Source organism: Neorhizobium sp. LMR1-1-1.1 (assembly GCF_040675795.1).
Taxonomy (GTDB): Bacteria; Pseudomonadota; Alphaproteobacteria; order Rhizobiales; family Rhizobiaceae; genus Neorhizobium; species Neorhizobium cellulosilyticum.
Genome location: NZ_JBEGHE010000036.1, coordinates 94,796 through 116,675, shown reverse-complemented (window position 1 = coordinate 116,675; position 21,880 = coordinate 94,796). Strand labels below are relative to the sequence as shown.

The 21,880-nt window shown below is 61.1% G+C and carries 21 protein-coding genes; 11 read left to right on the top strand and 10 right to left on the bottom strand.

Annotated features, from left to right (window positions below; translation table 11 throughout):
• Window position 1: 1 nt before the first annotated feature.
• Window positions 2-673: a FadR/GntR family transcriptional regulator gene (locus tag MRBLMR1_RS20965; RefSeq protein ID WP_183685723.1), complete on the bottom strand. Its 672-nt coding sequence runs from the start codon at window positions 671-673 to the stop codon at window positions 2-4.
• Between the two features lie 165 nt (window positions 674-838).
• On the opposite strand from MRBLMR1_RS20965, the gene MRBLMR1_RS20960 reads away from it, so the two are divergent.
• The 9 genes from MRBLMR1_RS20960 to MRBLMR1_RS20920 all read left to right on the top strand — a co-directional run bounded on the left by MRBLMR1_RS20960 (window position 839) and on the right by MRBLMR1_RS20920 (window position 9,753).
• On the top strand, window positions 839-2,398 hold the full coding sequence (locus tag MRBLMR1_RS20960) for a sugar ABC transporter ATP-binding protein (RefSeq protein WP_500066033.1): 1,560 nt from the start codon (window positions 839-841) through the stop codon (window positions 2,396-2,398).
• 4 nt (window positions 2,399-2,402) lie between these two features.
• A complete protein-coding gene (locus MRBLMR1_RS20955) occupies window positions 2,403-3,458 on the top strand; it encodes an ABC transporter permease (protein WP_183685727.1) in 1,056 nt (351 codons plus the stop codon).
• A gap of 115 nt (window positions 3,459-3,573) precedes the next feature.
• A complete protein-coding gene (locus MRBLMR1_RS20950; protein ID WP_500066031.1) occupies window positions 3,574-4,518 on the top strand; it encodes an ABC transporter substrate-binding protein in 945 nt (314 codons plus the stop codon).
• 69 nt (window positions 4,519-4,587) lie between these two features.
• The gene (locus tag MRBLMR1_RS20945; protein ID WP_148145089.1) at window positions 4,588-5,595 is read left to right on the top strand and encodes an aldo/keto reductase; all 1,008 of its coding nucleotides are present in this window, start codon (window positions 4,588-4,590) and stop codon (window positions 5,593-5,595) included.
• Window positions 5,596-5,599: 4 nt separating this feature from the next.
• A complete protein-coding gene (locus MRBLMR1_RS20940; protein ID WP_206826811.1) occupies window positions 5,600-6,412 on the top strand; it encodes an amidohydrolase family protein in 813 nt (270 codons plus the stop codon).
• A gap of 9 nt (window positions 6,413-6,421) precedes the next feature.
• On the top strand, window positions 6,422-6,751 hold the full coding sequence (locus MRBLMR1_RS20935) for an L-rhamnose mutarotase (protein ID WP_183685732.1): 330 nt from the start codon (window positions 6,422-6,424) through the stop codon (window positions 6,749-6,751).
• A gap of 12 nt (window positions 6,752-6,763) precedes the next feature.
• Window positions 6,764-7,498, top strand: coding sequence for an SDR family oxidoreductase (locus MRBLMR1_RS20930; RefSeq protein ID WP_148145088.1), 735 nt, complete (start codon window positions 6,764-6,766; stop codon window positions 7,496-7,498).
• A gap of 43 nt (window positions 7,499-7,541) precedes the next feature.
• Entirely contained in the window at window positions 7,542-8,387 is an 846-nt protein-coding gene (locus MRBLMR1_RS20925; protein ID WP_148145087.1) for a fumarylacetoacetate hydrolase family protein, read from the top strand.
• Between the two features lie 76 nt (window positions 8,388-8,463).
• Entirely contained in the window at window positions 8,464-9,753 is a 1,290-nt protein-coding gene (locus tag MRBLMR1_RS20920; protein WP_183685735.1) for an L-fuconate dehydratase, read from the top strand.
• Window positions 9,754-9,819: 66 nt separating this feature from the next.
• Here MRBLMR1_RS20920 and MRBLMR1_RS20915 read toward each other — a convergent pair whose 3' ends face one another.
• The 9 genes from MRBLMR1_RS20915 to MRBLMR1_RS20875 form a co-directional block, all read right to left on the bottom strand.
• Window positions 9,820-10,830 carry a zinc-binding alcohol dehydrogenase family protein gene (locus MRBLMR1_RS20915; protein ID WP_148145085.1) on the bottom strand — a complete coding sequence of 337 codons (1,011 nt, stop codon included), beginning with the start codon at window positions 10,828-10,830 and terminating at the stop codon, window positions 9,820-9,822.
• A gap of 43 nt (window positions 10,831-10,873) precedes the next feature.
• Window positions 10,874-12,280, bottom strand: a complete 1,407-nt coding sequence (locus tag MRBLMR1_RS20910; RefSeq protein ID WP_500066026.1) for a mannitol dehydrogenase family protein — start codon at window positions 12,278-12,280, stop codon at window positions 10,874-10,876.
• Window positions 12,277-13,476, bottom strand: a complete 1,200-nt coding sequence (gene uxuA / locus MRBLMR1_RS20905) for a mannonate dehydratase (protein WP_500066024.1) — start codon at window positions 13,474-13,476, stop codon at window positions 12,277-12,279. Before uxuA ends, MRBLMR1_RS20910 begins: the two co-directional genes overlap by 4 nt.
• A gap of 12 nt (window positions 13,477-13,488) precedes the next feature.
• The gene (locus tag MRBLMR1_RS20900) at window positions 13,489-14,526 is read right to left on the bottom strand and encodes an L-idonate 5-dehydrogenase (protein ID WP_500066022.1); all 1,038 of its coding nucleotides are present in this window, start codon (window positions 14,524-14,526) and stop codon (window positions 13,489-13,491) included.
• Between the two features lie 61 nt (window positions 14,527-14,587).
• On the bottom strand, window positions 14,588-15,994 hold the full coding sequence (locus MRBLMR1_RS20895; protein WP_500066020.1) for a TRAP transporter large permease: 1,407 nt from the start codon (window positions 15,992-15,994) through the stop codon (window positions 14,588-14,590).
• 3 nt (window positions 15,995-15,997) lie between these two features.
• On the bottom strand, window positions 15,998-16,573 hold the full coding sequence (locus tag MRBLMR1_RS20890) for a TRAP transporter small permease (protein ID WP_148145080.1): 576 nt from the start codon (window positions 16,571-16,573) through the stop codon (window positions 15,998-16,000).
• Window positions 16,574-16,631: 58 nt separating this feature from the next.
• Window positions 16,632-17,606, bottom strand: a complete 975-nt coding sequence (locus MRBLMR1_RS20885) for a sialic acid TRAP transporter substrate-binding protein SiaP (protein WP_148145079.1) — start codon at window positions 17,604-17,606, stop codon at window positions 16,632-16,634.
• Window positions 17,607-17,666: 60 nt separating this feature from the next.
• On the bottom strand, window positions 17,667-18,380 hold the full coding sequence (locus tag MRBLMR1_RS20880; protein WP_148145078.1) for a FadR/GntR family transcriptional regulator: 714 nt from the start codon (window positions 18,378-18,380) through the stop codon (window positions 17,667-17,669).
• A 93-nt stretch (window positions 18,381-18,473) separates the two neighbouring features.
• Entirely contained in the window at window positions 18,474-19,532 is a 1,059-nt protein-coding gene (locus tag MRBLMR1_RS20875) for an Ldh family oxidoreductase (RefSeq protein ID WP_148145077.1), read from the bottom strand.
• Window positions 19,533-19,650: 118 nt separating this feature from the next.
• Here MRBLMR1_RS20875 and MRBLMR1_RS20870 point away from each other — a divergent pair, with 118 nt between their 5' ends.
• Window positions 19,651-20,673 carry a GntR family transcriptional regulator gene (locus MRBLMR1_RS20870; protein ID WP_183685743.1) on the top strand — a complete coding sequence of 341 codons (1,023 nt, stop codon included), beginning with the start codon at window positions 19,651-19,653 and terminating at the stop codon, window positions 20,671-20,673.
• Between the two features lie 25 nt (window positions 20,674-20,698).
• Window positions 20,699-21,817 carry a mandelate racemase/muconate lactonizing enzyme family protein gene (locus tag MRBLMR1_RS20865; protein ID WP_148145075.1) on the top strand — a complete coding sequence of 373 codons (1,119 nt, stop codon included), beginning with the start codon at window positions 20,699-20,701 and terminating at the stop codon, window positions 21,815-21,817.
• Window positions 21,818-21,880 lie beyond the last annotated feature (63 nt).

Genomic DNA, 21,880 nt, shown 5'->3' with positions numbered 1-21,880 from the left:
CTCAGTTTTCAAGCCAGCGGCGGCCTGACGCAGTGAGGTGCGTATGCATCGCCGCCTGTGCTGCCAGTGGATCGCGGGCTTCCAGCGCCGCCAATATGGCGTGGTGTTCGGTAAGTGCTGCCGTCCAGCTATCGGCCGTCTCGAAATGGCCGCGGATGCCGGCAGATAGCGGGCTGTGGCGTTCGTCGAACAGGTTTTCGACGATCTCCGCAAACAGCGTGTTGCCGGTGCTTTCCGCGATGATCAGGTGGAAGGCCCGGTCCTGTTCGATCGGTTTTCGCGTGTTGGCGATATCGTCCGCCATGGCATTGAGTGTCGCGCGCAGCATGACCAGCGTCTTTTCCGACATCGTTGCTGCCGCCTGGACAATGATGGCGCTTTCAATGACGGCGCGCGCCTGCATCAGTTCCGACGGGCTTTCACCCAGGGATCGGCCGTTGCCGGCCGGTTTTGTTGTGTTGAGCACGTAGATGCCCGACCCCATGCGGATCTCGATCGTACCGTCGATTTCGAGCGCGATCAGCGCCTCCCGAAGCGAAGGGCGTGAGACGCCGAGTTGCTGGGCGAGTTCGCGCTCTGCGGGCAGGCGTGCGCCGGCCTGATAATCTCCCCTGGCGATAAGCTGCCGGACGCGGTCTGCAGTCTGCTGGTAGAGGCGTCGTGTATCCGTCATTGAGGTCTGGCCAATTGAGTATTTAACAAGCAGTTGTCCGTCAATTGGCGTCAATAATTGGCATGATGCAAGAAAAATCTGCAAATTGGCTTGACCAAATGACGCGGCCGCGATTTGATAATCCGCAAGAGCCCTGGGAAGCTCTTGCGCGAAGAGGAGATCGCGATGGGAGGAGTGCCGCAACCTGCAGGCATGGCTGGTCATGCCGTTGGGCATGCCGTGCTGTTGAAGCTTGAGGGTGTGTCCAAGGAATTTCCGGGCGTAAAGGCGCTGTCGGGCGTCAGTTTCGATCTGCGCGCCGGCGAGGTGCATGCCGTCTGTGGAGAGAACGGGGCGGGAAAATCGACGCTGATGAAGATCATCAGCGGCGTCTACCAGCCGAATTCCGGTTCGATCACCTTCAAGGGTCAGCCGGTGCAGTTTGCCTCGACGCTTCAATCGGAAGCGGCCGGCATTGCCATCATCCACCAGGAACTCAATCTCGTTCCGCATCTGACAGTGGCGGAAAACATCTATCTCGCCCGCGAGCCGCGGCGCGGTTTTCTCGTCGACCGGAGACGACTGATCGCCGACGCAAAACGCTGTCTCGACCGGCTTGGCGTCGATATCGATCCGAATGTTCAGGTGCGCACGTTGTCGGTCGCACAGTGTCAGATGGTGGAAATCGCCAAGGCGCTGTCGCTCGATGCGACCGTGCTGATCATGGACGAGCCGACCTCGTCGCTGACCGAGCAGGAGGCACAGCTTCTGTTCAAGGTGATCCGCGACCTGAAAGCCCAGGGCACCGGCATCATCTATATCTCGCACCGGTTGGACGAGATGGTGGAGATCGTCGATCGCGTCACTGTGCTGCGTGACGGGCGCTATATCTCGACCGATGATTTTTCTTCGCTGACTGTCGACGACATCGTGGCGCGGATGGTGGGGCGGTCGCTGGAGGACAAGTTTCCCGAGCCGACGCGGGTGCCGGGCGACAAGGTGATCTTTTCCGCAACCGGCCTGACCAGTCGCGGCGTGTTTTCCGACATCAATTTCGAGATCCGCCGTGGCGAGATCCTCGGTTTTGCCGGGCTGATGGGGGCGGGGCGCACGGAGGTGGCACGTGCCATTTTCGGCGCCGATCCGCGCGATGCCGGGACGATCATGCTCGACGGAAGCGAATTGAAGATTTCCGATCCGCGCAGCGCGATCGACGCGGGCATTGCCTATCTTTCCGAAGACCGCAAGGCGCAGGGGTTGGCGGTAAAAATGCCGGTCGATGCCAATCTGGTCATGGCGCGGATGGGCGCGGTCGCGAGCCGTTTCGGCGTGATCGACCGCAAGCGGCATCGCGAGGCGGGCCAGCGCTATGTCGATCTTTTGAACATCCGCACGCCGAGCCTCAGCCAGCCGGTTCGCCTGCTTTCCGGCGGCAACCAGCAGAAGATCATCATCGGCAAATGGCTGTTTCGCGAGCCGCGCATCATGTTTTTCGACGAACCGACGCGCGGTATCGATGTCGGGGCGAAATTCGCCATCTACCAGATCATGGACGAGCTTGCGGCACGTGGCATCGGCGTTGTGCTGATCAGTTCCGAACTGCCGGAAGTGCTCGGCATGTCCGACCGCATCGCCGTCTTCCATGGTGGGCGGATCACAGCGACGCTTGAAACGCGGACGACCTCCCAGGAAGAAATTATGCATTACGCGTCCGGCAGCGGCCGGCGCGGCGAACAGGGATTGTGAAAGCATGGCCGATATGACCAGCGAAAAACCGGCGCAGCAGCCGGCCCCGAAGGCCGCCGGTCAAGGGCGTCGCCTGAGCGAGCGGCAGAAGGATATCATCCAGAAATTTGCAGCACTCGGCAGCCTGCTCGCGCTGGCGGCAGTGTTTTCCGCCACAAGCAGCGCTTTCTTCACCGTCGGCAACGGCATGACGATTGCGCTTCAGGTGACCTCCATTGCGCTGCTGGGCATCGGTGCGACCTATGTCATCATCACCGGCGGGATCGATCTGTCGGTCGGCTCGGTTCTGGCGCTGGCCGGCGTGGTGGCGGCACTTGCGGTGAAGGAACTGCAACTGCCGATCTGGATCGGCATGCTGCTCGGTATCCTGACCGGCTCGCTCTGTGGACTGATCAACGGTTTCGTCATCACCCAGTTGAAGCTGCCGCCCTTCATTGCGACGCTCGGCATGATGCTGATTGCGCGTGGTGTGGCACTGCAGATCACCGGCGCTCGTGCTGTGTCCGGCCTTGGTGAGGCTTTTGGCGAGCTGGGTAACGGTTCTCTGTTCCGGATCGAATCCATCGACGACCAGGGATTTCCGGTCGTGACATTTCCCGGCATTCCCTATCCGGTCGTGCTGATGATCGTCATCGCTTTCATTGCCGCCTTCGTGCTGAACCGCACGGTGCTCGGCCGTTATATCTATGCGATCGGTTCCAATGCCGACGCGGCGAGACTTTCTGGCGTAAACGTTTCTCGCGTGACCGCCTTTACCTATGTCGTGTCAGGCACGCTCGCCGGCCTAACCGGCTGCGTGCTGATGTCCCGCCTCGTCACCGCGCAGCCCAATGAGGGCGTGGCTTATGAGCTCGACGCGATTGCCAGCGCCGTGATCGGCGGCACGTCGCTGATCGGCGGTGTCGGGACGATTTCCGGCACGATGATCGGTGCCTTCGTCATCGGCATATTGCGCAACGGATTGAACATGAACGGCGTCTCGGCCTTCACCCAGCAGATCATCATCGGCCTCGTCATTCTGGTCACCGTCTGGATCGATCAGCTGCGCAATCGCCGCTGAAGATAAGGGAACGGCCGGGGGCCGGGCCTGACTATGGAAGCCACGGGGAGGGGAGGAGCCTTCCCTTTAAACGGACCTTTGAGGGATATCCCGGGGTCATTCGAGGAGGAAAGACATGCGTAGACTTGCAACGGTCCTGATGGCGTCAGCACTTGCCTTTGCCGGGACGACAGCCGCGTCGGCCGGCGAAATCGCCGTCATCGTCAAGACGGTCAACTCGACTTTCTGGCAGAATGTGCAGAAGGGTGCGGAAGCCGCAATCGGCTCAGCCAAGGGCGAACACACGATGACCTTCCAGGGCCCGGCGGCAGAATCCGCCATTGCCGACGAGGTCAACATGGTCGAGAATGCCGTCAACCGTAAGGTGGCGGCGATCCTGCTTGCGCCGTCGGATCCGGATGCGCTTGTGCCGGCGGTGAAGAAGGCCTGGGAAGCGCGTATCCCGGTCGTCATTATCGACAGCCAGCTTTCCGCGGGGTCGGACAAATATTACCAGTCCTTCCTTGCCACCGATAACAGCAAGGCCGGCGAGCTTGCCGCCAAGGCGCTGATTGAAAAGGTCGGCACGACCGGCAAGATCGCCGTCATGTCCTATGTTGCCGGTGCCGGCTCGGAAATCGGCCGCGTCGGCGGGTTTACCGACTATATCAAGGCCAATTCCAAGCTGGAAATCGTCGGGCCTTATTATTCGCAGTCGCAGATGGCGACCGCGCTGAACCAGACCACCGACCTTCTGGCCGCCAACAGCGACCTGAAGGGTATTTTCGGCGCCAACGAACCGACGGCAATCGGCATGGGCCGGGCGATCAAGCAGGCGGGCAAGGCGGGCAAGGTGGTTGCCATCGGCTTTGACGGAAACCAGGACCTGCAGGAATTCGTCAAGGACGGAACGCTGACCGCCACCGTCGTTCAGGGATCCTACCAGATGGGCGAAAAGGGCATCCAGACGCTGCTTTCGATCCTTGGCAAGCAGAAGGTCGAGAAGACCGTCGATACCGGCGTCGTCGTGGTGACGAAGGACAATATCGACAAGCCGGAAGCCAAGAACGTTCTCTACTAAACAGACCGGCGCGCGGGCGCCTCAATGCCCGCGCGCTCCCTTCTATCACGATCTGGATTTCAGGACATCATGAAGGTTTCGGACAGGCGCAGGCTGCGCAATCGCAACGTCTCGTTCACGCTTATGGGGCTGGGCTGTGCCCAGATGGGCAATCTCTACCGGCTGACCCCCTATCAGGAATCGCTCAGTGCCTTCGAGGCTGCGTGGGATGCCGGCATCCGCTATTTCGATACGGCGCCCTTTTATGGCTATACCCGCTCGGAACGCCGGCTCGGGACGATGGTGACGGATCGGGCGCGGGACGATTATGTGCTGAGCACCAAGGTCGGGCGGCTGATGCTGCCGGATAACAGTGTCGGGCCGGAAGAGGATGCCTTCGTCGCGCCGCTGCCGTTTCGGCCGACCTATGATTACGGTTATGACGCGATCCTGCGCTCTTTCGAGGACAGCCGCCAGCGGCTCGGCATGTTTGCGCCCGACGTGCTTTTTGTCCACGATATCGGCCGCGCCACCCATGGGGATCGTCACCAGCATTACTGGGACCAGTTGACCAAGGGCGGCGGGTTCCGGGCGCTTGGCGAATTGCGTGAGGCAGGTCTGATCAAGGCGATCGGGCTCGGCGTCAACGAATGGCAGGCGATCGCCGATGCGATGGACGAATGCGATATCGACGTGTCGATGCTGGCTGGGCGCTATACGCTCTTGGAACAGGAGAGCTTGGCCCTGCTCGACCGCTGCCACCGCGAAGGTGTCGGGATCGTTGTTGCGGGCGCGTTCAATTCCGGGCTTCTCGCCGGAAACCGAAAGTTCAATTATGCCGAGGCTCCGGCCGATATTCTCGCCCGTGTCGGCGAGATCGAGGCTGCCTGCGAGGCTGAAGGCGTTGCCATGCAGGCGGCGGCCCTCGCCTTTCCGGCGCTACATCCGGCCGTCGTCAGTGTCGTTTCGGGCGCACGCAACGCCGAGCAGATGAAGGCCAATGTCGACTGGTTCGAGCAGGAAATTCCAGCTTCGTTCTGGACCCGATTGCAGGACAAGGGTGTGATCGCTGCCGATGCATCGGTTTCGGGTGGCTGAGACGATGATCATCGATGCCCACCAGCATTTCTGGCTGCTGAAGGATCGCAAAGGCGGCTGGCCGCCACCCGAGCTTGCCGCCATTCACCGCGATTTCTTGCCCGCAGATCTGACATCGGAGATCGACGGTGCCGGCGTCGGCGGCACGATCCTCGTGCAATCGATGCCGAGTGTCGAGGATACGCGGTTCATGCTGGGCCTCGCCGAGAAGAGCGATACCATTCTCGGTGTCGTCGGCTGGGTGGAGATGAAGGCCCCGGATGCGCCGGAGGTGATCGCCGATCTTGCAAAAGCGCCGAAGTTGAAGGGACTGCGGCCGATGCTGCAGAATATCGCCGATCCCGACTGGATCGACGATCCGGCGCTAGAGCCGGCTGTCGAGGCGATGATGGCGCATTATCTGGTGTTCGATGCGCTGGTGCTGGAGCCGCATCTTTCGGCCCTGCATGCCTTCGCCCGCCGTCATCCCGGGCTGCCTGTCGTCATCGATCATGGGGCGAAGCCGCGGATTGCCACGGGACATTATCGCGACTGGCGGCATGCGATGTTGCGGCTCTGCGAACTCGACAATGTTTGCTGCAAGCTTTCCGGCCTGTTGACCGAAGCGGGTGGGCAGAAGCCAGAGGCGCTGCGGCCCTATATCGAGACCATTCTTGAATTGTTCGGAGTTGACCGGGTGATCTGGGGTAGCGACTGGCCGGTCGTCAATCTGGCTGGAAACTATGCCGGATGGATCGCTCAATGCCGCGCGATCGTTCCCCAAGCCGATCACGATGCGGTGTTCGGCAGCAATGCTCGGCGCTTCTATCGATTGTGAGGAAATGAGATGCAGAGAATGGGGATGGTGATTGGTCTCGCGCCGGAAAAGATCGAGGAATATAAGGCGCTGCATGCTGCCGTGTGGCCCGAGATCCTTGATCTCATATCGCGCTGCAATATCTCCAACTACTCGATATTCCTGCGCGAACCGGAGAACCTGCTGTTCGGTTACTGGGAATATCATGGTACTGATTTCGCTGCAGATATGGCGAAAATGGCAGCGAGCGAGAAGAACCAGGAATGGTGGTCGTACTGTATTCCCTGCCAAAGACCTTTCGCAACGCGAAAGGATGGGGAATGGTGGGCATCGATGGATGAGGTGTTCCATCTGGACTGAAAGGGAGAAGACATGACAGGTAAGCTAGGAGGCAAGGTGGTCGTGGTGACCGCCGCCGGTCAGGGGATAGGACGGGCCAGCGCATTGGCCTATGCCGAAGCGGGCGCACAAGTCTGGGCGACCGATATCAATGAGGAAGCGCTTTCGACGCTGACGGGCAGCACCAATATCGAAACGGCAAAGCTCGATGTGCTCGACAGCGCATCGGTAACGGCATTCTTCGAGCGTGTCGGCGCGATTGATGTACTGTTCAACTGCGCCGGTGTAGTGCATGGCGGCTCGGTGCTGGAGATGACGGACAAGGATCTCGATTTCGCCTTCGATCTCAATGTCCGCGCCATGGTGCGCACGATCAAGGCTGTGCTGCCGGGCATGCTGGAGCGCGGCGACGGCACGATCATCAACATGGCCTCGATCGCTTCCAGCTCCAAGGGCGTACCGAACCGCTGCGCCTATGGCACGACCAAGGCTGCCGTGATCGGGCTGACCAAGGCGATTGCAGCTGACTACGTGACACGCGGCATTCGCTGCAACGCTATCTGCCCCGGTACGGTGGAAAGCCCGTCCTTGGAACAGCGCATGCGTGCCCAGGGCAATTACGAGGAGGCGCGTGCGGCATTTATCGCCCGCCAGCCGATGGGGCGCCTCGGCAGCCCTGAAGAAATTGCGGAACTGGCGGTCTATCTCGCCGGCGCTACCTACACGACCGGGCAGGCCGTCGGCATCGACGGCGGCTGGTCGATCTGAGCCATTTTTGAAAAGCGAAGTTTGAATTGAAAGGACTATTCCGATGAAATTCCTGCGTTATGGCGCGCCCGGCGCTGAAAAGCCTGCGATCGTCGATGCCGACGGCAAGATCCGTGATCTTTCCGCACATGTCTCCGATCTTTCTGGTGCAGCGCTCTCCCCGGATGCGCTGGCGAAACTCGGCGCTGTCGATGCAAAGAGCCTGCCGCTAGTCGAAGGTTCGCCGCGTCTTGGCCCCTGCGTGGCCGGTACCGGCAAGTTCATCTGCATCGGCCTCAACTATTCCGACCACGCCGCCGAGACAGGCGCGACCGTGCCGCCGGAGCCGATCATCTTCATGAAGGCGTCTTCGGCCATCGTCGGCCCGAACGATGACGTCGTCATTCCGCGCGGTTCCGAAAAGACCGACTGGGAAGTCGAGCTCGGCGTCGTCATCGGCAAGACGGCGAAATACGTTTCGGAGGACGATGCGCTGGATTACGTCGCCGGCTATTGCCTGACCAATGACGTTTCCGAACGTGCCTTCCAGGCCGAGCGTTCCGGCCAGTGGACCAAGGGCAAATCCTGCGACACGTTCGGACCGCTCGGCCCCTGGCTGGTGACCAAGGACGAGATTCCTGATCCGCAGAACCTCGGCATGTGGCTGACGGTGAACGGCGAGAAGATGCAGGATGGCTCGTCGAAGACCATGGTCTACGGCGTCAAGTTCCTTGTCTCGTATCTCAGCCAGTTCATGTCGCTGCATCCGGGCGATGTCATCTCCACCGGCACGCCTCCGGGCGTCGGCCTTGGCATGAAGCCGCCGCGCTTCCTCAAGGCCGGTGATGTCGTCGAACTCGGCATCGAAGGCCTCGGCAGCCAGAAGCAGACCTTCGTCGCCGATATCTAAGACGACCGATCGGCGCGCCGGTTTGGAGGCTGGCGCGCCGATTTTTAGACCAAATAAGCCGGCAGAGGAGGCCGCAATGACCCGCATCACCAATCTTCGTGTTTTCGATCTGCGCTTCCCGACTTCGGCAAGCCTTGACGGGTCGGATGCGATGAACCCCGATCCGGATTATTCGGCGGCCTATGTCATCCTCGAAACCGATCGCGACGGGATCGAGGGCCACGGCCTGACCTTTACCATCGGCCGCGGCAACGACATCGTCTGCATGGCGATCGAGGCTATGCGCCATCTGGTGATCGGCAAGGACTTAGCCGAAATGCGCGCTAGCCCCGGCAAATTCTGGCGGCACCTGACGGGCGACAGCCAGTTGCGCTGGATCGGGCCGGATAAGGGGGCGATGCATCTGGCGACCGGTGCCGTGGTCAACGCGCTCTGGGATGCGCTCGCCAAGGAGGCGGGCATGCCGGTGTGGAAATTTGTAGCGACAATGTCGCCGGAAGAGATCGCCGATATCGTCGATTATCGGTATCTCACCGATGCGCTGACCCGCGACGAGGCGATCGACATCCTGCGCAAGGCGGAGAAGGGCAAAGCGGAGCGGATCGCCATTCTCGAGCGTGAAGGTTATGCCTGCTACACGACTTCGGCGGGCTGGCTCGGTTATCCCGACGACAAGCTACGCCGGCTGGCGCAGGAGGCAGTCGATGCCGGGTTCAGCCATGTGAAGATGAAGGTCGGGCGCGATCTGGAAGACGATATCCGCAGGCTTACCATTTGCCGTGAAGTGATCGGGCCGGATCGCTATATGATGATCGATGCCAACCAGGTCTGGGATGTCGACCAGGCGATCGACTGGGTGAAGGCGCTGGCCTTTGCCAAGCCGTTCTTCATCGAGGAGCCGACCAGCCCGGACGATGTGGCGGGGCATAAGAAGATCCGCGAGGCGATCGCGCCGGTGAAGGTGGCGACCGGCGAAATGTGCCAGAACCGCATCATGTTCAAGCAGTTCATCGCCGAGGGCGCGATCGATATAGTGCAGATCGATGCCTGCCGCATGGGCGGGCTGAACGAGGTGCTGGCGGTGCTCTTGATCGCCGCGAAATTCGGCAAGGCGGTATGGCCGCATGCCGGGGGTGTGGGCTTATGCGAATATGTGCAGCATCTGTCGATGATCGACTACATCGCCGTCTCCGGTACCAAGGAGGGACGCGTGATCGAATATGTCGATCATCTGCACGAACATTTCGTTGATCCCTGCGTGATCAAGGACGCCGCCTATATGCCGCCGTCGCGGCCGGGCTTTTCGATCGAGATGAAGCCGCAGTCGATCGAAGCTTATCAGTTCGGTAGACCCAAAGCGGCGTGAACGTGCATCGACACTGGATATGAAAAAGGCGCCTTCCGGCGCCTTTTTCTATTGGGTGGTGAGGCTTCAAACCTCCAGAATGGCCTTGATCACCCCGGCTTCCGGTTTCGACCATTCGGAAAACAGCGCGACTGCGTCGGACAGCGGTGCACGATGGGTGTTAAGCGCGCGGGTCGGAACCTTACCGGCCTCGATCTGGCGCACGACTTCGGCAAAATCATCCGGCTGGGCGTTGCGGCTGGCGATCAGCGTTGCCTCGCGCTTGTGGAATTCCGGGTCGGAGAAGGTGATGTCCTGGCGGACGACGGAGAGCAGCACGTAACGTGCGCCATGGGCGAGGAAATGGAAGCCGCGCTGCATGGGGATGGCGTTGCCGGTGGCGTCGATGACGACATCGTACCATTCGCCGCCGGTCTGCCGCTCGGCGACCTGTTCCGCGTCTGCATCGGCAAAGATCGTCGCGTCTGCGCCGAGTTTTTCGACGGCAAAAGTGAGCCGGTCGTCGCGCGTATCCATGACGGTGACATGGGCGCCGCGGGCCTTGGCAAAGATGATCGCCGACATGCCGATCGGGCCTGAGCCGGTGACGAGCACGCGATCCTCGGACGTGATCGCGCCGCGCTTGACGCCATGGGCGCCGATGGCGAGAAATTCGATCATTGCCGCGTCTTCGAGCGGGATATTGCCGGTCGGGATGACGTTTTCTTCCGGCACGCAGAGATATTCGGCCATGCCGCCATCGCTGTGGACGCCCAGCACCGAAATGTTGCGACAGGCATTGCTGATGCCGCGGCGGCAGGCCTGGCAGGTCCCGCAGGAGAGATAGGGAACGATATAGACGGGTTCGCCGGGTTTAAGCCTGCTGCCGGCCGGAGCCTCCGCGACGGTGCCGGACAACTCATGGCCCATGACGCGTGGATATTGGAGAAACGGATGTTTTCCGGCAAAGATGTGAAAATCTGTGCCGCATATGCCGATATGGCGGATGCGGACTTTGACCTCGCCTTCGCCGCGTGCCGGTTCGGGACGGTCCTCCAGCGCAAGTTGGCCGGGCTCGATACAGACGAGCGCCTTCATGATAAACTCCTGGGGTGGTTTTGGGGTGTCTTGAAATTCTTGGTCAGCGCCATTTCGCGACCTCTGCGTTGACGAGATCGCGCCAGGCGCGCGACTGGGCGAGCGAAAGCGGAATGAGGCCTTCGATGCCGACAAAGCTTGCCGTGTAATCCTGAGGATCGGCCGCCTGGGCTGCTGCCAAAAGCTCGTCGCGGCGCGGATCGTTGCAATCCCTGAAGCGGATCAGCGCGGCGATCCAGAGGCCGACGACGCGGGCAAAGCTTGCGCCGTCCGAGCCTGAAGCCAATGCATCCACCGCCGGCGAAAAGATGCGCTGCGGCAGTTTCTGGCTGGAATCCATGGCGATCTGGATGTTGCGATGGGCGATGGCGCGATTGCTGAAACGGTCGATCAACTGGTCCATGTAATGGTCGAGATCAATGCCGGGGACCGGGTCGAGCGTGGCCGCTGCGGCGCGCATATGGTCTCGCGTCATCGCCACGAATTCCGGCACGGCCATGACGTCGCGCACGCATTCAAGGCCTTTCAAAAGGCCGAGATGGGCGATCATCGTGTGGGAGCCGTTGAGCAGTCGGAGCTTCATCTTCTCGTATGGCTCGACATTTTCGACGAACAATGCGCCGCCGGCTTCCCAGGCGGGGCGGCCCGAGACGAATTCGTCCTCGATCACCCATTGCATGAAGGGCTCGGTATCGAGGGCAAGCGCATCCTCCACGCCGAGCAGGCTTTTGGCACGGATGCGGGTATCCTCGGTCGCGGCGGGCACGATGCGGTCGACCATGGAAGAAGGGAAAGTGACCTCCTGCTCGATCCATTTTGCCAGTTCCGGGTCGCGGCGTGTGGCCATGTCCAGAACCAAACGACGGACAACCTTGCCGTTGGACGGGAGGTTATCGCAGCAGAGAATGGTGAAGGGACGCATGGCCTTTTCGCGGCGGGAAGCGAGACCGGCGACGAGATAGCCGATTGCACCGACCGGGGCGTCGGGATTGGCGAGATCGTTGGCGACCGCGGGATGAGCCTTGTCGAGGCCGCCGGTCGATGGATGCAGACCATAGGCCTTTTCCGAGACGGTCAGTGTGACGACATGGATGAACGGGCTGGCCAGATAGGTGAGCACGCGCTCCCGGTCGGTTGCAGCGCAGAGCCAATCGACGGTTGCTCCGACGACCTCGCTCGTGTCGCCATCGCTATCGCGCACGGTGATCGAATAAAGGCCGTCCTGTGCCACCAAAGCTTCGACCGGCTCAGGTGAGCGCAGGTTGACGGCGACGATGCCCCACGGGCCGAATTCGCTCTGCAGCGCGCGCTGGGTATAGATGCCCTGATGGGCGCGATGGAAAGCGCCGAGGCCGAAATGCAGGATGCCTGGGCGTAGCTCGGCGCGTTCGTAACCGGGTTGGGCGACGCTGGCGGGAAGCTGCGTTTCGGTGGAGAGATGGCTCGTCATCGGCCAAGTCCAAATTGGCTGTGGCTCAAGGCGCGCTCGATGCCGCGCAGTTCCGCCAGCCCCTTCAGGCGGCCGATCGCCGGATAACCGGGCTGGGCGCCGCGGGACAGATCGTCGAGAATTTCCTGGCCGTGGTCGGGCCGCATCGGGATCTGGTGGTCCTCGCGGCCCTCCGCTTTGCGGCGCGTCTCTTCGGTCAGAAGTGCGGCGATGACGGCGACCATGTCGGTGCCGCCTTCCAGATGCTCGTCCTCGAAAAAAGAGCAGGGAAGGGTGTCTTCGTCACGGGTGACATTGCGCAGATGGACGAAATGGATCCGGTCGGCAAAACGGGTGGCGATCTCTGCCAGGTCGTTATCCGCGCGCGCGCCGAGCGAACCGGAGCAGAGCGTCACGCCATTGGCGCGGCTATCCACTTGGCGAAGCATGTGAGCGTAGTCGTCGCCGGTTGAAAGAATGCGCGGTAGGCCGAGCAGTGGCCACGGCGGATCATCCGGATGGGCGCAGATGTTGATGCCGACCCGTTCGGCGACCGGGGTGACTTCCGAAAGGAAGTCGACGAGATGCGACTGCAGTTGCCTGGCGTCGATGCCTTGATAGGTGCGCAGTTTTTCCAGCAGCTGATCGAGCGTGTAGCCATCGGCCGAGCCGGGCAGGCCGGCGCCAATATTCTTGCCGAGCGCGGTGATGCGTGCGTCGTCGAACGAGGAGAAGCGTCTGGCCGCTTCTTCCTGCAACCGTTCAGGATAGTCCTGTGCTGCACCGGGACGTTTCAGGATGTGGATATCGAAGGCGATAAAATCCGTGAGATCGAAGCGCATCGCCTTTGCGCCATGTTTGGTTTCCCAGCGCAGGTCGGTACGGGTCCAGTCGAGCACCGGCATGAAATTGTAGCAGACGGTTTTTATGCCGGAGGCGGAAAGGCGGTGCAGCGTCTCCTGCCAGTTCTTCACATGCTCGCGCCAGTCGCCGGTCTGGGTCTTGATGTCTTCGGAGACGGGAACGCTTTCCACCACATCCCAGAACAGGCCGCCGTCGCGGATCGCCTGATGGCGTTTTTCGATTTCATCGACGGGCCAGACGGCACCGGTCGGGATGTGGTGAAGGGCGCTGACAATGCCCTCGGCGCCTGCCTGGGCTGCATCCCTGACCGTGACCTTGTCGACCGGTCCGAACCATCGCCATGTGTGTCGCATCTGTTCTTCCTTTTAGCTGAGGGCGATCTGGACCTTGCAGGCGGCGGTGCGGTCACCGGCCTGCAGGAAGGCGGCGAGCGCCTCGTCGATCGGGAATGTGTGGGAGAGGATCGGGCGGACATCGATATCCCTGGCACCGATCAGTTTGACGGCGTGGGCGAATTCCCCGTGGAAACGCTGCGAGCCGCGCCAGATGATTTCCTTGCCGACCAGCATGTTGACCGGGACCGACAATTCACCGGTGACGCCGACCTGCACGATCGTGCCACGCGGTTTGACGCTCTGGAAGGCCGAGACAAGGGCAGGGCCGGCGGCCGAACATTCGAAGACTACATCGAACGTGCCTTTGTCTTTCTGGTAAGGCGCAAGCGCATCGGGTCTGGAGACGTTGATCGTCTCGTCAGCACCCATGGCCGGGCCGCGGGACAGGGCGGCGTCGGCGAGATCGGTGACGGTGATCCGGCCCGCACCGGCATGGCGGGCTGCTGCAACCACCAGCAGGCCGATCGGGCCGGCGCCGGTGACGAGCACGTTTTTGCCGGTGAGATCTCCGGCCTGCGCCACGGCGTGGAGGCAGACAGCCAGCGGTTCGGCGCAGGCGGCCTCGGCGGATGAGGCTTCGCCTTCTACCGGAAAACACTGGATCGCCGGGACGATCAGCTGCTCGCGGAACATGCCCTGCTCGTGGGGAAGGCGCATGGCCGAGCCCATGAATTTCATCTCGAGGCAATGGATCGGTTGGCCGATCGTGCAGTAGTGGCACTGGCCGCAGGGTTGGGACGGGTTGATTGCGACGAGTATGCCGGTGGCAAGGCCGGTGACGCCGGGGCCGACCGCATCGACATAACCGGAGGCTTCATGTCCGGAAATGATCGGTTCGCGGACTCGGACCGGGCCGAAACCGCCATCCTGGAAATAGTGGAGGTCGGAGCCGCAGATGCCGCCCAAGGCCATTTTCAGCCGGACTTCGCCGGGGCCGGGTTCGGGGCATTCCTGGGTTTCGACGTGCAAGTCCTGCTTGCCGTATAGACGAACGATCTTCGTCAACATGTCTCATGCCTTCAGATTGGAACTGGGGCCTGCGCCGTCTGGCGGCGCAGGCGGGTTATCGTCAGCGGATCAGGCCCATCTCGGTCGGCAGCCAGAGCGTGATGGCCGGGATGAAGGTGATGAGGATCAGCGCGATGAACAGCGGCACCAGCCAGGGCAGGATCGCCATCGTCGTGCGTTCGACCGAAAGTTTGGCGACACGCGAGAGGACGAAGAGCACCATCCCGAGCGGTGGATGAAGCAGGCCGATCATCAGGTTCAGCGTCATGATCAGGCCGAAATGCACCGGGTCGATGTCGAACTGCAGAACCAGCGGCAGCAGGATCGGCACGAGGATCGTGATGGCCGCGATCGTATCAAGGAAGCATCCGACGAACAGCATCAGGAGGTTGACCAGGATGAGGAACACCCACTTGCTGTCGGTAAGGCCGGTGATGGCCGTCGAGAGCAGCTGGGCGGTCTGGCTGACGGTGAGCAACCAAGCAAAGACCGAGGCTGCAGCAACGATGAACAGAACCGAGGCCGTGGTTTCGACCGTGTCCATGGTTGCCTTGGCGAGGCTCTTGAAGGTCATCGTGCGATAGCGCACGAGGCCGAGGAACAACGACCAGAGGACGGCCGCAACCGCCGCTTCCGTTGGCGTGAACCAGCCCATCGTCATGCCGCCGATCAGGATAACCGGGGTCATCAGTGCCATCACGGCCGAGAAGTCGAAATACCAGTCGGCGGCGATGAGGACGATGAGGGCGATGCCGACCGCAAAGTTCAGCGAGAGGCCCATCAGGGTCAGGAGATAGATGCCGAGCGGCACCATCATGACGACAACGACTTCCAGCGAGGCGCCGAACAGGTTGCGGATGTTAAACGGCGTATCCGAACCCCAGCGTTTGATGAAGGCGAAGACGGCGACCGTGACCATCATCAGCACCGTCATGACGACGCCGGGCACGATGCCGGCCATGAACAGCGCGCCGATCGAAACGTTTGCCATCATGCCGTAAATGACGAAGGGGAGCGACGGCGGGAAGATGGGCCCAAGCGTTGCCGACGCGGCGGTGACACCGACCGCGGCTTCGACCGGATAACCGTGGTCCTTCATCGCCTTGATTTCGATTGTGCCGATACCGGCAGCATCGGCAAGCGCCGTGCCGGACATGCCGGAAAACACCACCGAGCCGATGATGTTGACCTGCGCCAGACCGCCCTTCATCCAGCCGACGAGCGCGACGGCAAAGGAATAGATGCGGCCGGTGACTCCGGCGACATTCATCAGGTTACCGGCAAGGATGAAGAAGGGAACGGCGAGAAGCGGAAAACTCTCGACGCCGGCGATAAGGCGCTGGGCGGCGATGATATCCGGCGCGACGTCGTAGAAGATGATGTAGGACACTGACGACACGGCCATCGAGATGGCAACCGGCACGCCGAGAAGCATCAGCGCCAGAAAAGAACCGATGAGAAGCAGCATATCTCAGCCCTCGCTCTGGAAGGCTTCGGGTCGCTCGAGCACCGAATAACCGCGGCGCATATTGGCGATGAAGACCTGAATGGAACGGAACAGCATCAGGACGAATGCCGCGAGCACGGAATAGAAGATGATGTCGCGCGGAAGGTCGACGGTGACCATTTCCTCGCCGGCAACGACTTCCATGTAACGCCACATCAGCCAGGAGCCGTAGGCGAAGAAGCCGATGCGGATGATGTCGACAATCGTCGCCATGACGCGTGTCACACGGGCGGGCAGATAGTGGTAGAGCACGTCCACCTGGATGTGGCGCGACATCCGCACACACATGACGGAGCCCAGAAACACCACGCCGATCAGGCAGTTGACGGCGATTTCCTCGGTCCAGGCATAGCTGTCGTTCAGGACGTAGCGGGTAAAGAATTGCAGGAAGACGCAGCCCGTCATCAGCCAGAATAGGCCGAGCGTGATCCAGTCTTCGAAGGCGTAGACCTTGAGATCGACTTCGGCGGGGGCCTCGTCAAAGGTATGCGCTATCTCCTCAGGAGTGACCTGAGTGTGAATTTCCTGTGCTGTCGACATGAGTTTGTCCCATTCAAGAGAAGCCGGCGCGGTCGTCTTTCGACCGCGCCGAACGGGATCATTTGATGGCGCGGATCGCTTCCCAATCGGACTTCTCGTAGCCGAAGTCCTCGAACTTGACCTTTTCGAGCACGTTCTTCTCGAAGTCGGCCTTGTCGACCTCGACGACGTTCAGACCGCGTTTCTTGAAGTCGTCGACCAGAGCCTTTTCACGCTCCTCGATAATCTTCGTAGTCTTGGCGGCAGCTTCCTGCATGACGTCGCGGAAAATCTGCTTGTCTTCGTCAGAGAGGCTCGCCCAGCGGCTTTTGGAGATGACTGTGTTGAGGTGGTCGACGATATGGCCGGAGAGAACGATGTTCTTCTGAACTTCGAAGAATTTTTTCGCTTCGATCGTCGTCAGCGGGTTTTCCTGGGCGTCGACCGTGCCGTTCTGCAGCGCGAGATAGACTTCTGCAAAAGCGATCGGCGTGGTGTTGGCACCGCAGGCGCGCGGCATGGCGAGATAGGCCGGAACGTCCGGAACCCGCATCTTCACGCCCTTCAGGTCGGAGCATTTGGTGATGGCGGTGTTCGACGTCGTGTGGCGGGTGCCATAATAGCTGACGGCGGTGATGACGTTGCCGGTCTTGTCCTCATACCCCTTGGCAAGGCGCTTGAAGACGTCGCTCTTCGTGTAGGTGATCAGATGGCTCGGATCACGGAAGATATAAGGGAAATAGGTGACGCCGATCGGCTTGAAATCGCGGGCGGCGAAGCTCGAACCCGAGATGATCATGTCGACAGTGCCGAGCTTGAGGCCCTGGTTGATGTCGGCTTCCTTGCCGAGCTGTGAAGCCGGATAGACGTCGATCTTGTAACGTCCGTTCGTGCGCTTGGCGATTTCTCCGGCGGCCCATACCGATTCCGTGTGGAAGGGTTCGGATGTCTCGTAGACATGCGCCCATTTCAGCGTTTCCACCGCGTGTGCCGACATTGCCGACGCCACGATGACTGCCGCTGCACCGAGCAGCGTCTTCAATCTTGAACTCATTCTGTCCTCCCGAATTGCGTTCAGATTACTCCCTAACCGGCCGCCTCCTCGCGGTCTCGGTCACTCCTCTCTCGTTGGCTCCTCTCCGAAGCTTTCCGAGAATCTCTTTTGCGAAAGCGTCAAATGCATGCGCATCGCTTCGCGTGCCGCTGCCGGGTCTCCTGCCGCCAGCGCGTCGCGTATGATCCTGTGTTCATCCAGTGCTGCCCGCCATGTGTGGGGGCCTTCGAAATAGCTTGCCAGCTTTTCGAAGAAAGGCGAGGCGCGCTTGTCGTAGATCAGGCCGATAAAGACATTGAGCGACGAATTGCCGATGATGTCGGCGATTGCCGTATGAAAGGCGCGGTCCAGCGCCAACGCCCGCTCGGAGTTTTCCAGTACGCCTTCCATCTCTTCCAGAATGACGTCGAGGCTTCGAATGCCTGCCTCGTCGACGCAACGTGCGGCCTCTTCCGCAATAGCGCTTTCTATGATGCAGCGGGCCTGCAGGATTTCGAACGGGGCTTCGCTGTCGTCTGCGGCGAGAACCTTCGGCGCTCCTGCAGCCTTGGGGCTGACATATACGCCTGACCCCATGCGGATCTGCACCAGACCCTCGACTTCGAGAACGATCAGGGCTTCTCGCACGGTCGGACGTGATACGCCGAGCCGCTCGGCCAGCTCGCGTTCGGCAGGCAGTCGCTCCCCGACGGCGATCTCTCCCGACTGGATGAGTACACGAAGCTGTTCCGCGGCCTGGCGATAAAGCCGGCGTGGTTCAAGCGCGACAAACATGAAAACCTCCTGACGCGTCTCTCCTCCCGCGTCGTGTGGTCAGATTGTCTTACCAATTATCATTCGTCAAGTGGGCTCCTCACAGAAACTTGTTCAGGCCGGCATCGGAACGTTGTAGGTCCCGGACAGCTCCAGAAACGCGGCTCTTGTTACCGGATCGAGCTCGACGCCATGAGCATCGCGATGGCGTGCGACCTTCCATTCGCGGTCGCCAGGCGCCATGACGGATGCGCCGGCACGGGCAGGCGATGTCCGCAGCGTTTCAACATAGCGTTTTATGCCGGCCTCGAAGGTTGGTCTGTCGACGAAGGCTTCGGGCTGGATGGCCATGACGAAAGCCCCAAGCAGGCGCGGAGTCTCCATATCCTCACCCATCATCGAGGGGATGTCGAAGCTTAGACGCATGCCGGTGAGCACTGCGCTGAAGATTTCCGCGATACCGGCAAGGCCGGCACCCTTGAAACCGAAGGCGTCACCCAGTGGGGCGAGCATTTCGGTCAGATGAGGGTCCGTCGTGTTGATGCCGGCTTCGTCAGACGCGACGCCCTCGGGCAGCCTTGTCCCGGTACTGCGATAAAGCAGGACACGATTGAATGGGACGGCGCTGGTCGCCATGTCGAGGAACCACGGATCTTCACCGGCAATCGGGACAGCCATCGAAATCGGGTTGGTGCCGTGGAAGCGCGAGGCACCATCGTGCAGCCGGACAAAACTGTCGGAGTTGCAGAAAGACAGGCCGATCATACCATGTCTGGCGGCCTCGACCGAATAGGCGCCTGCCGCGCCGAAATGCGAATTGTTGCGGACGCCGACGGCGCCGATGCCGAATTTTCCGGCGAGATCGATTGCCCGCGCCATGGCGGCATAGGCAGGAACGGCGCCTTGGGCATGGTCGCCGTCCAGCGTTTCCACCGCGCCGAAACCAGCGACTTTGCGGATGTCAGGGTTCTTGTTCAGACGGCCGCCTTCGAGAGCCTTGATGTAGTGGGCAAGCAGGCGGACGCCGTGGCTGTCCACGCCGCAGCGCGTGGCGTGCATGAGGGCGCGCGTCGTCGCGTCAGCCGTCGCATCGTTGGCACCGCAAGCGGTCAGGACCTGACGGCAAAAGCGGTCGAGATCCGAAAGCGAGACTGTCTGATGAACAGCATCCATGGCATTTCCTCGAAATTATTGTCTTTTGTGTACACTAGACATTCTTGCTTGCGAATGTAAATGAATGAAAGACGGTCGGTTGCGATTTTCGCCAGGACGGCATCATGGGGACGGTGAAATGACGGAGGGGCCGAGTGATGCCGTATCGGGGCGTTCGCCCAAACTCTACCAGCGAGCTCTTGCGGTGGTCGCGTCGGAAATCCGCTCCGGTGGGTGGCATGACGCCGCAAGGCTGAACGAGACCGCCATTGCGAAAAGGTTCGGCATCAGCCGGGCGCCGGCACGACAGGCCCTGTCGGAACTGGAGGCGCTGGGGCTTGTCCGTAAATCCGAGGGGCGAGGATATCAGGTTGTTGCAGGGGGTGGATCTACCAGCCAAAACGTTGGCGACGCGGTCGATACTTCCGGCCCGGACGACATGCAGCTTCATTTTCTGGCGAGCTGGGAGCTGATCTACCGGCAGGTGGAGATGGAGATCGTCTCCCGAACATCGATCGCCAGCTGGCGCATCAACGAGGTGGCGCTGGCGAAAGCTTTCGGGGTGAGCCGTACGGTTGCCCGCGAGGTTGTGGCGAGACTGCAGCAGCGCGGCATCGTCAGCAAGGATGATGCCGGTCGCTGGCATGTGCCGGCACTGACCGCAAGGCATGTGAACCAGCTCTACGAATTGCGATGGACGCTTGAGCCGCTGGCGCTGCAGCAGGCCTTTCCGCATTTGCCGGATGAGGTGTTGCCGGCCCTGTTTATCGATCTGCAGCACGCGATCAACGCGGGAGATGCGGCGGATGGCGCGATGCTGGACGCGGTCGAGCTGCAGCTTCACGGCCAGTTGCTCGGCTATTGCGACAATGCTCCGCTAATGCAGGCAATCAGCCTGCCGCAGGCCGTTCTGGTCGCGCATCACAGACTCTACCAGCCCAAGACGCCGCCGATCACCGACGAGCCGTTCCTGCTGGAACATGTCGAGGTTTTCGAGCGGCTGATGGCGGGCCGGGTCGCGGATGCCGGTGCGGCGCTTGCCAATCATCTGAAAATCTCGCGGGAGCGCGCCATGCTGCGCATTGCCAATGCCGCGCGCGGCCTGTCATTGCCGAATGTGGCCTATCTGGAGCGCCTGCGAGACGTCGAATTCAGTTTGTGATCATGATCATCGGGAGGAGCCGACATTGAAGATCAAGTCCCTGGAACCATTCATCCTTCATCTGCCGCTGACATCGGCGTCGATTTCGGATTCGACCCACAGCATCACCCATTGGGGCGTGGTCGGGGTGGCGATCACCACGACGGATGGGCTGACCGGCTACGGTTTTACCGGCACCCATGCGCATCTGGCATCCGACCGGCTGATCACGGCCTGCATTCGCGACTGCTATGCGCCGCTTCTGATCGGTGAGGATGCCAATGATCATCAACGGCTCTGGACCAAGCTTGCGCGTTATCCGTCGCTGCAATGGGTCGGCCGGGCGGGGATCACGCATCTGGCGCTTGCTGCCGTCGATGTGGCGATCTGGGACCTGAAGGCGAAGAAGGCGGGACTGCCGCTCTGGGCTTATCTCGGTGGCGCAAGGACCGACGCGCTTGAGGCCTATAATACCGATATCGGCTGGCTGTCATTCTCGCTGGACGATCTTCTGTCGGGTTCTGCGCGTGCGGTCGAAGAGGATGGATTTACCCGGATCAAGCTGAAGGTCGGCCACGACGATCCGAATGTCGATGTCCGCAGGCTTGCGGCCGTGCGCAAACGGCTGGGGCCGGATATCCGCATCGCGATCGACGGCAATGGCAAATGGGACCTGCCGACCTGCCTGCGCTTCTGCGAGCGGGCGCGCGATCTCGATATCTACTGGTTCGAAGAGCCGATGTGGTATGACGACGTGGAGAGCCATCGTCTGCTGACGCGGTCCTCGACCATTCCGGTGGCGCTCGGCGAGCAGCTTTATACGGTCGATGCATTTCGCAGCTTCATCAATGCCGGAGCGGTTGCCTATGTGCAGCCCGACGTGACGCGGCTTGGCGGGATTACCGAATATATCCAGGTGGCCGATCTGGCGCTGGCGAACCGGCTGCCTGTCGTGCCGCATGCGGGTGAGATGAGCCAGGTGCATGTGCATCTGAGCTACTGGCATCCGGCATCGACCATTCTCGAATATATCCCCTGGATCAAGGATCATTTCGAAGAACCGGCGGATGTCGTGGGCGGGGTCTACAAACGGCCTGAAAAGCCGGGTGCCGGAACGACGGTGCTGGCCGACAGTTTTGCGCGGTTCGGCAAAAGTCTTGGCTGACAGCCGGTGGTAAAAACAGATCTGCCGCCCGGAGGCGGCAGATTGGGGTGGGGGATCTCACCC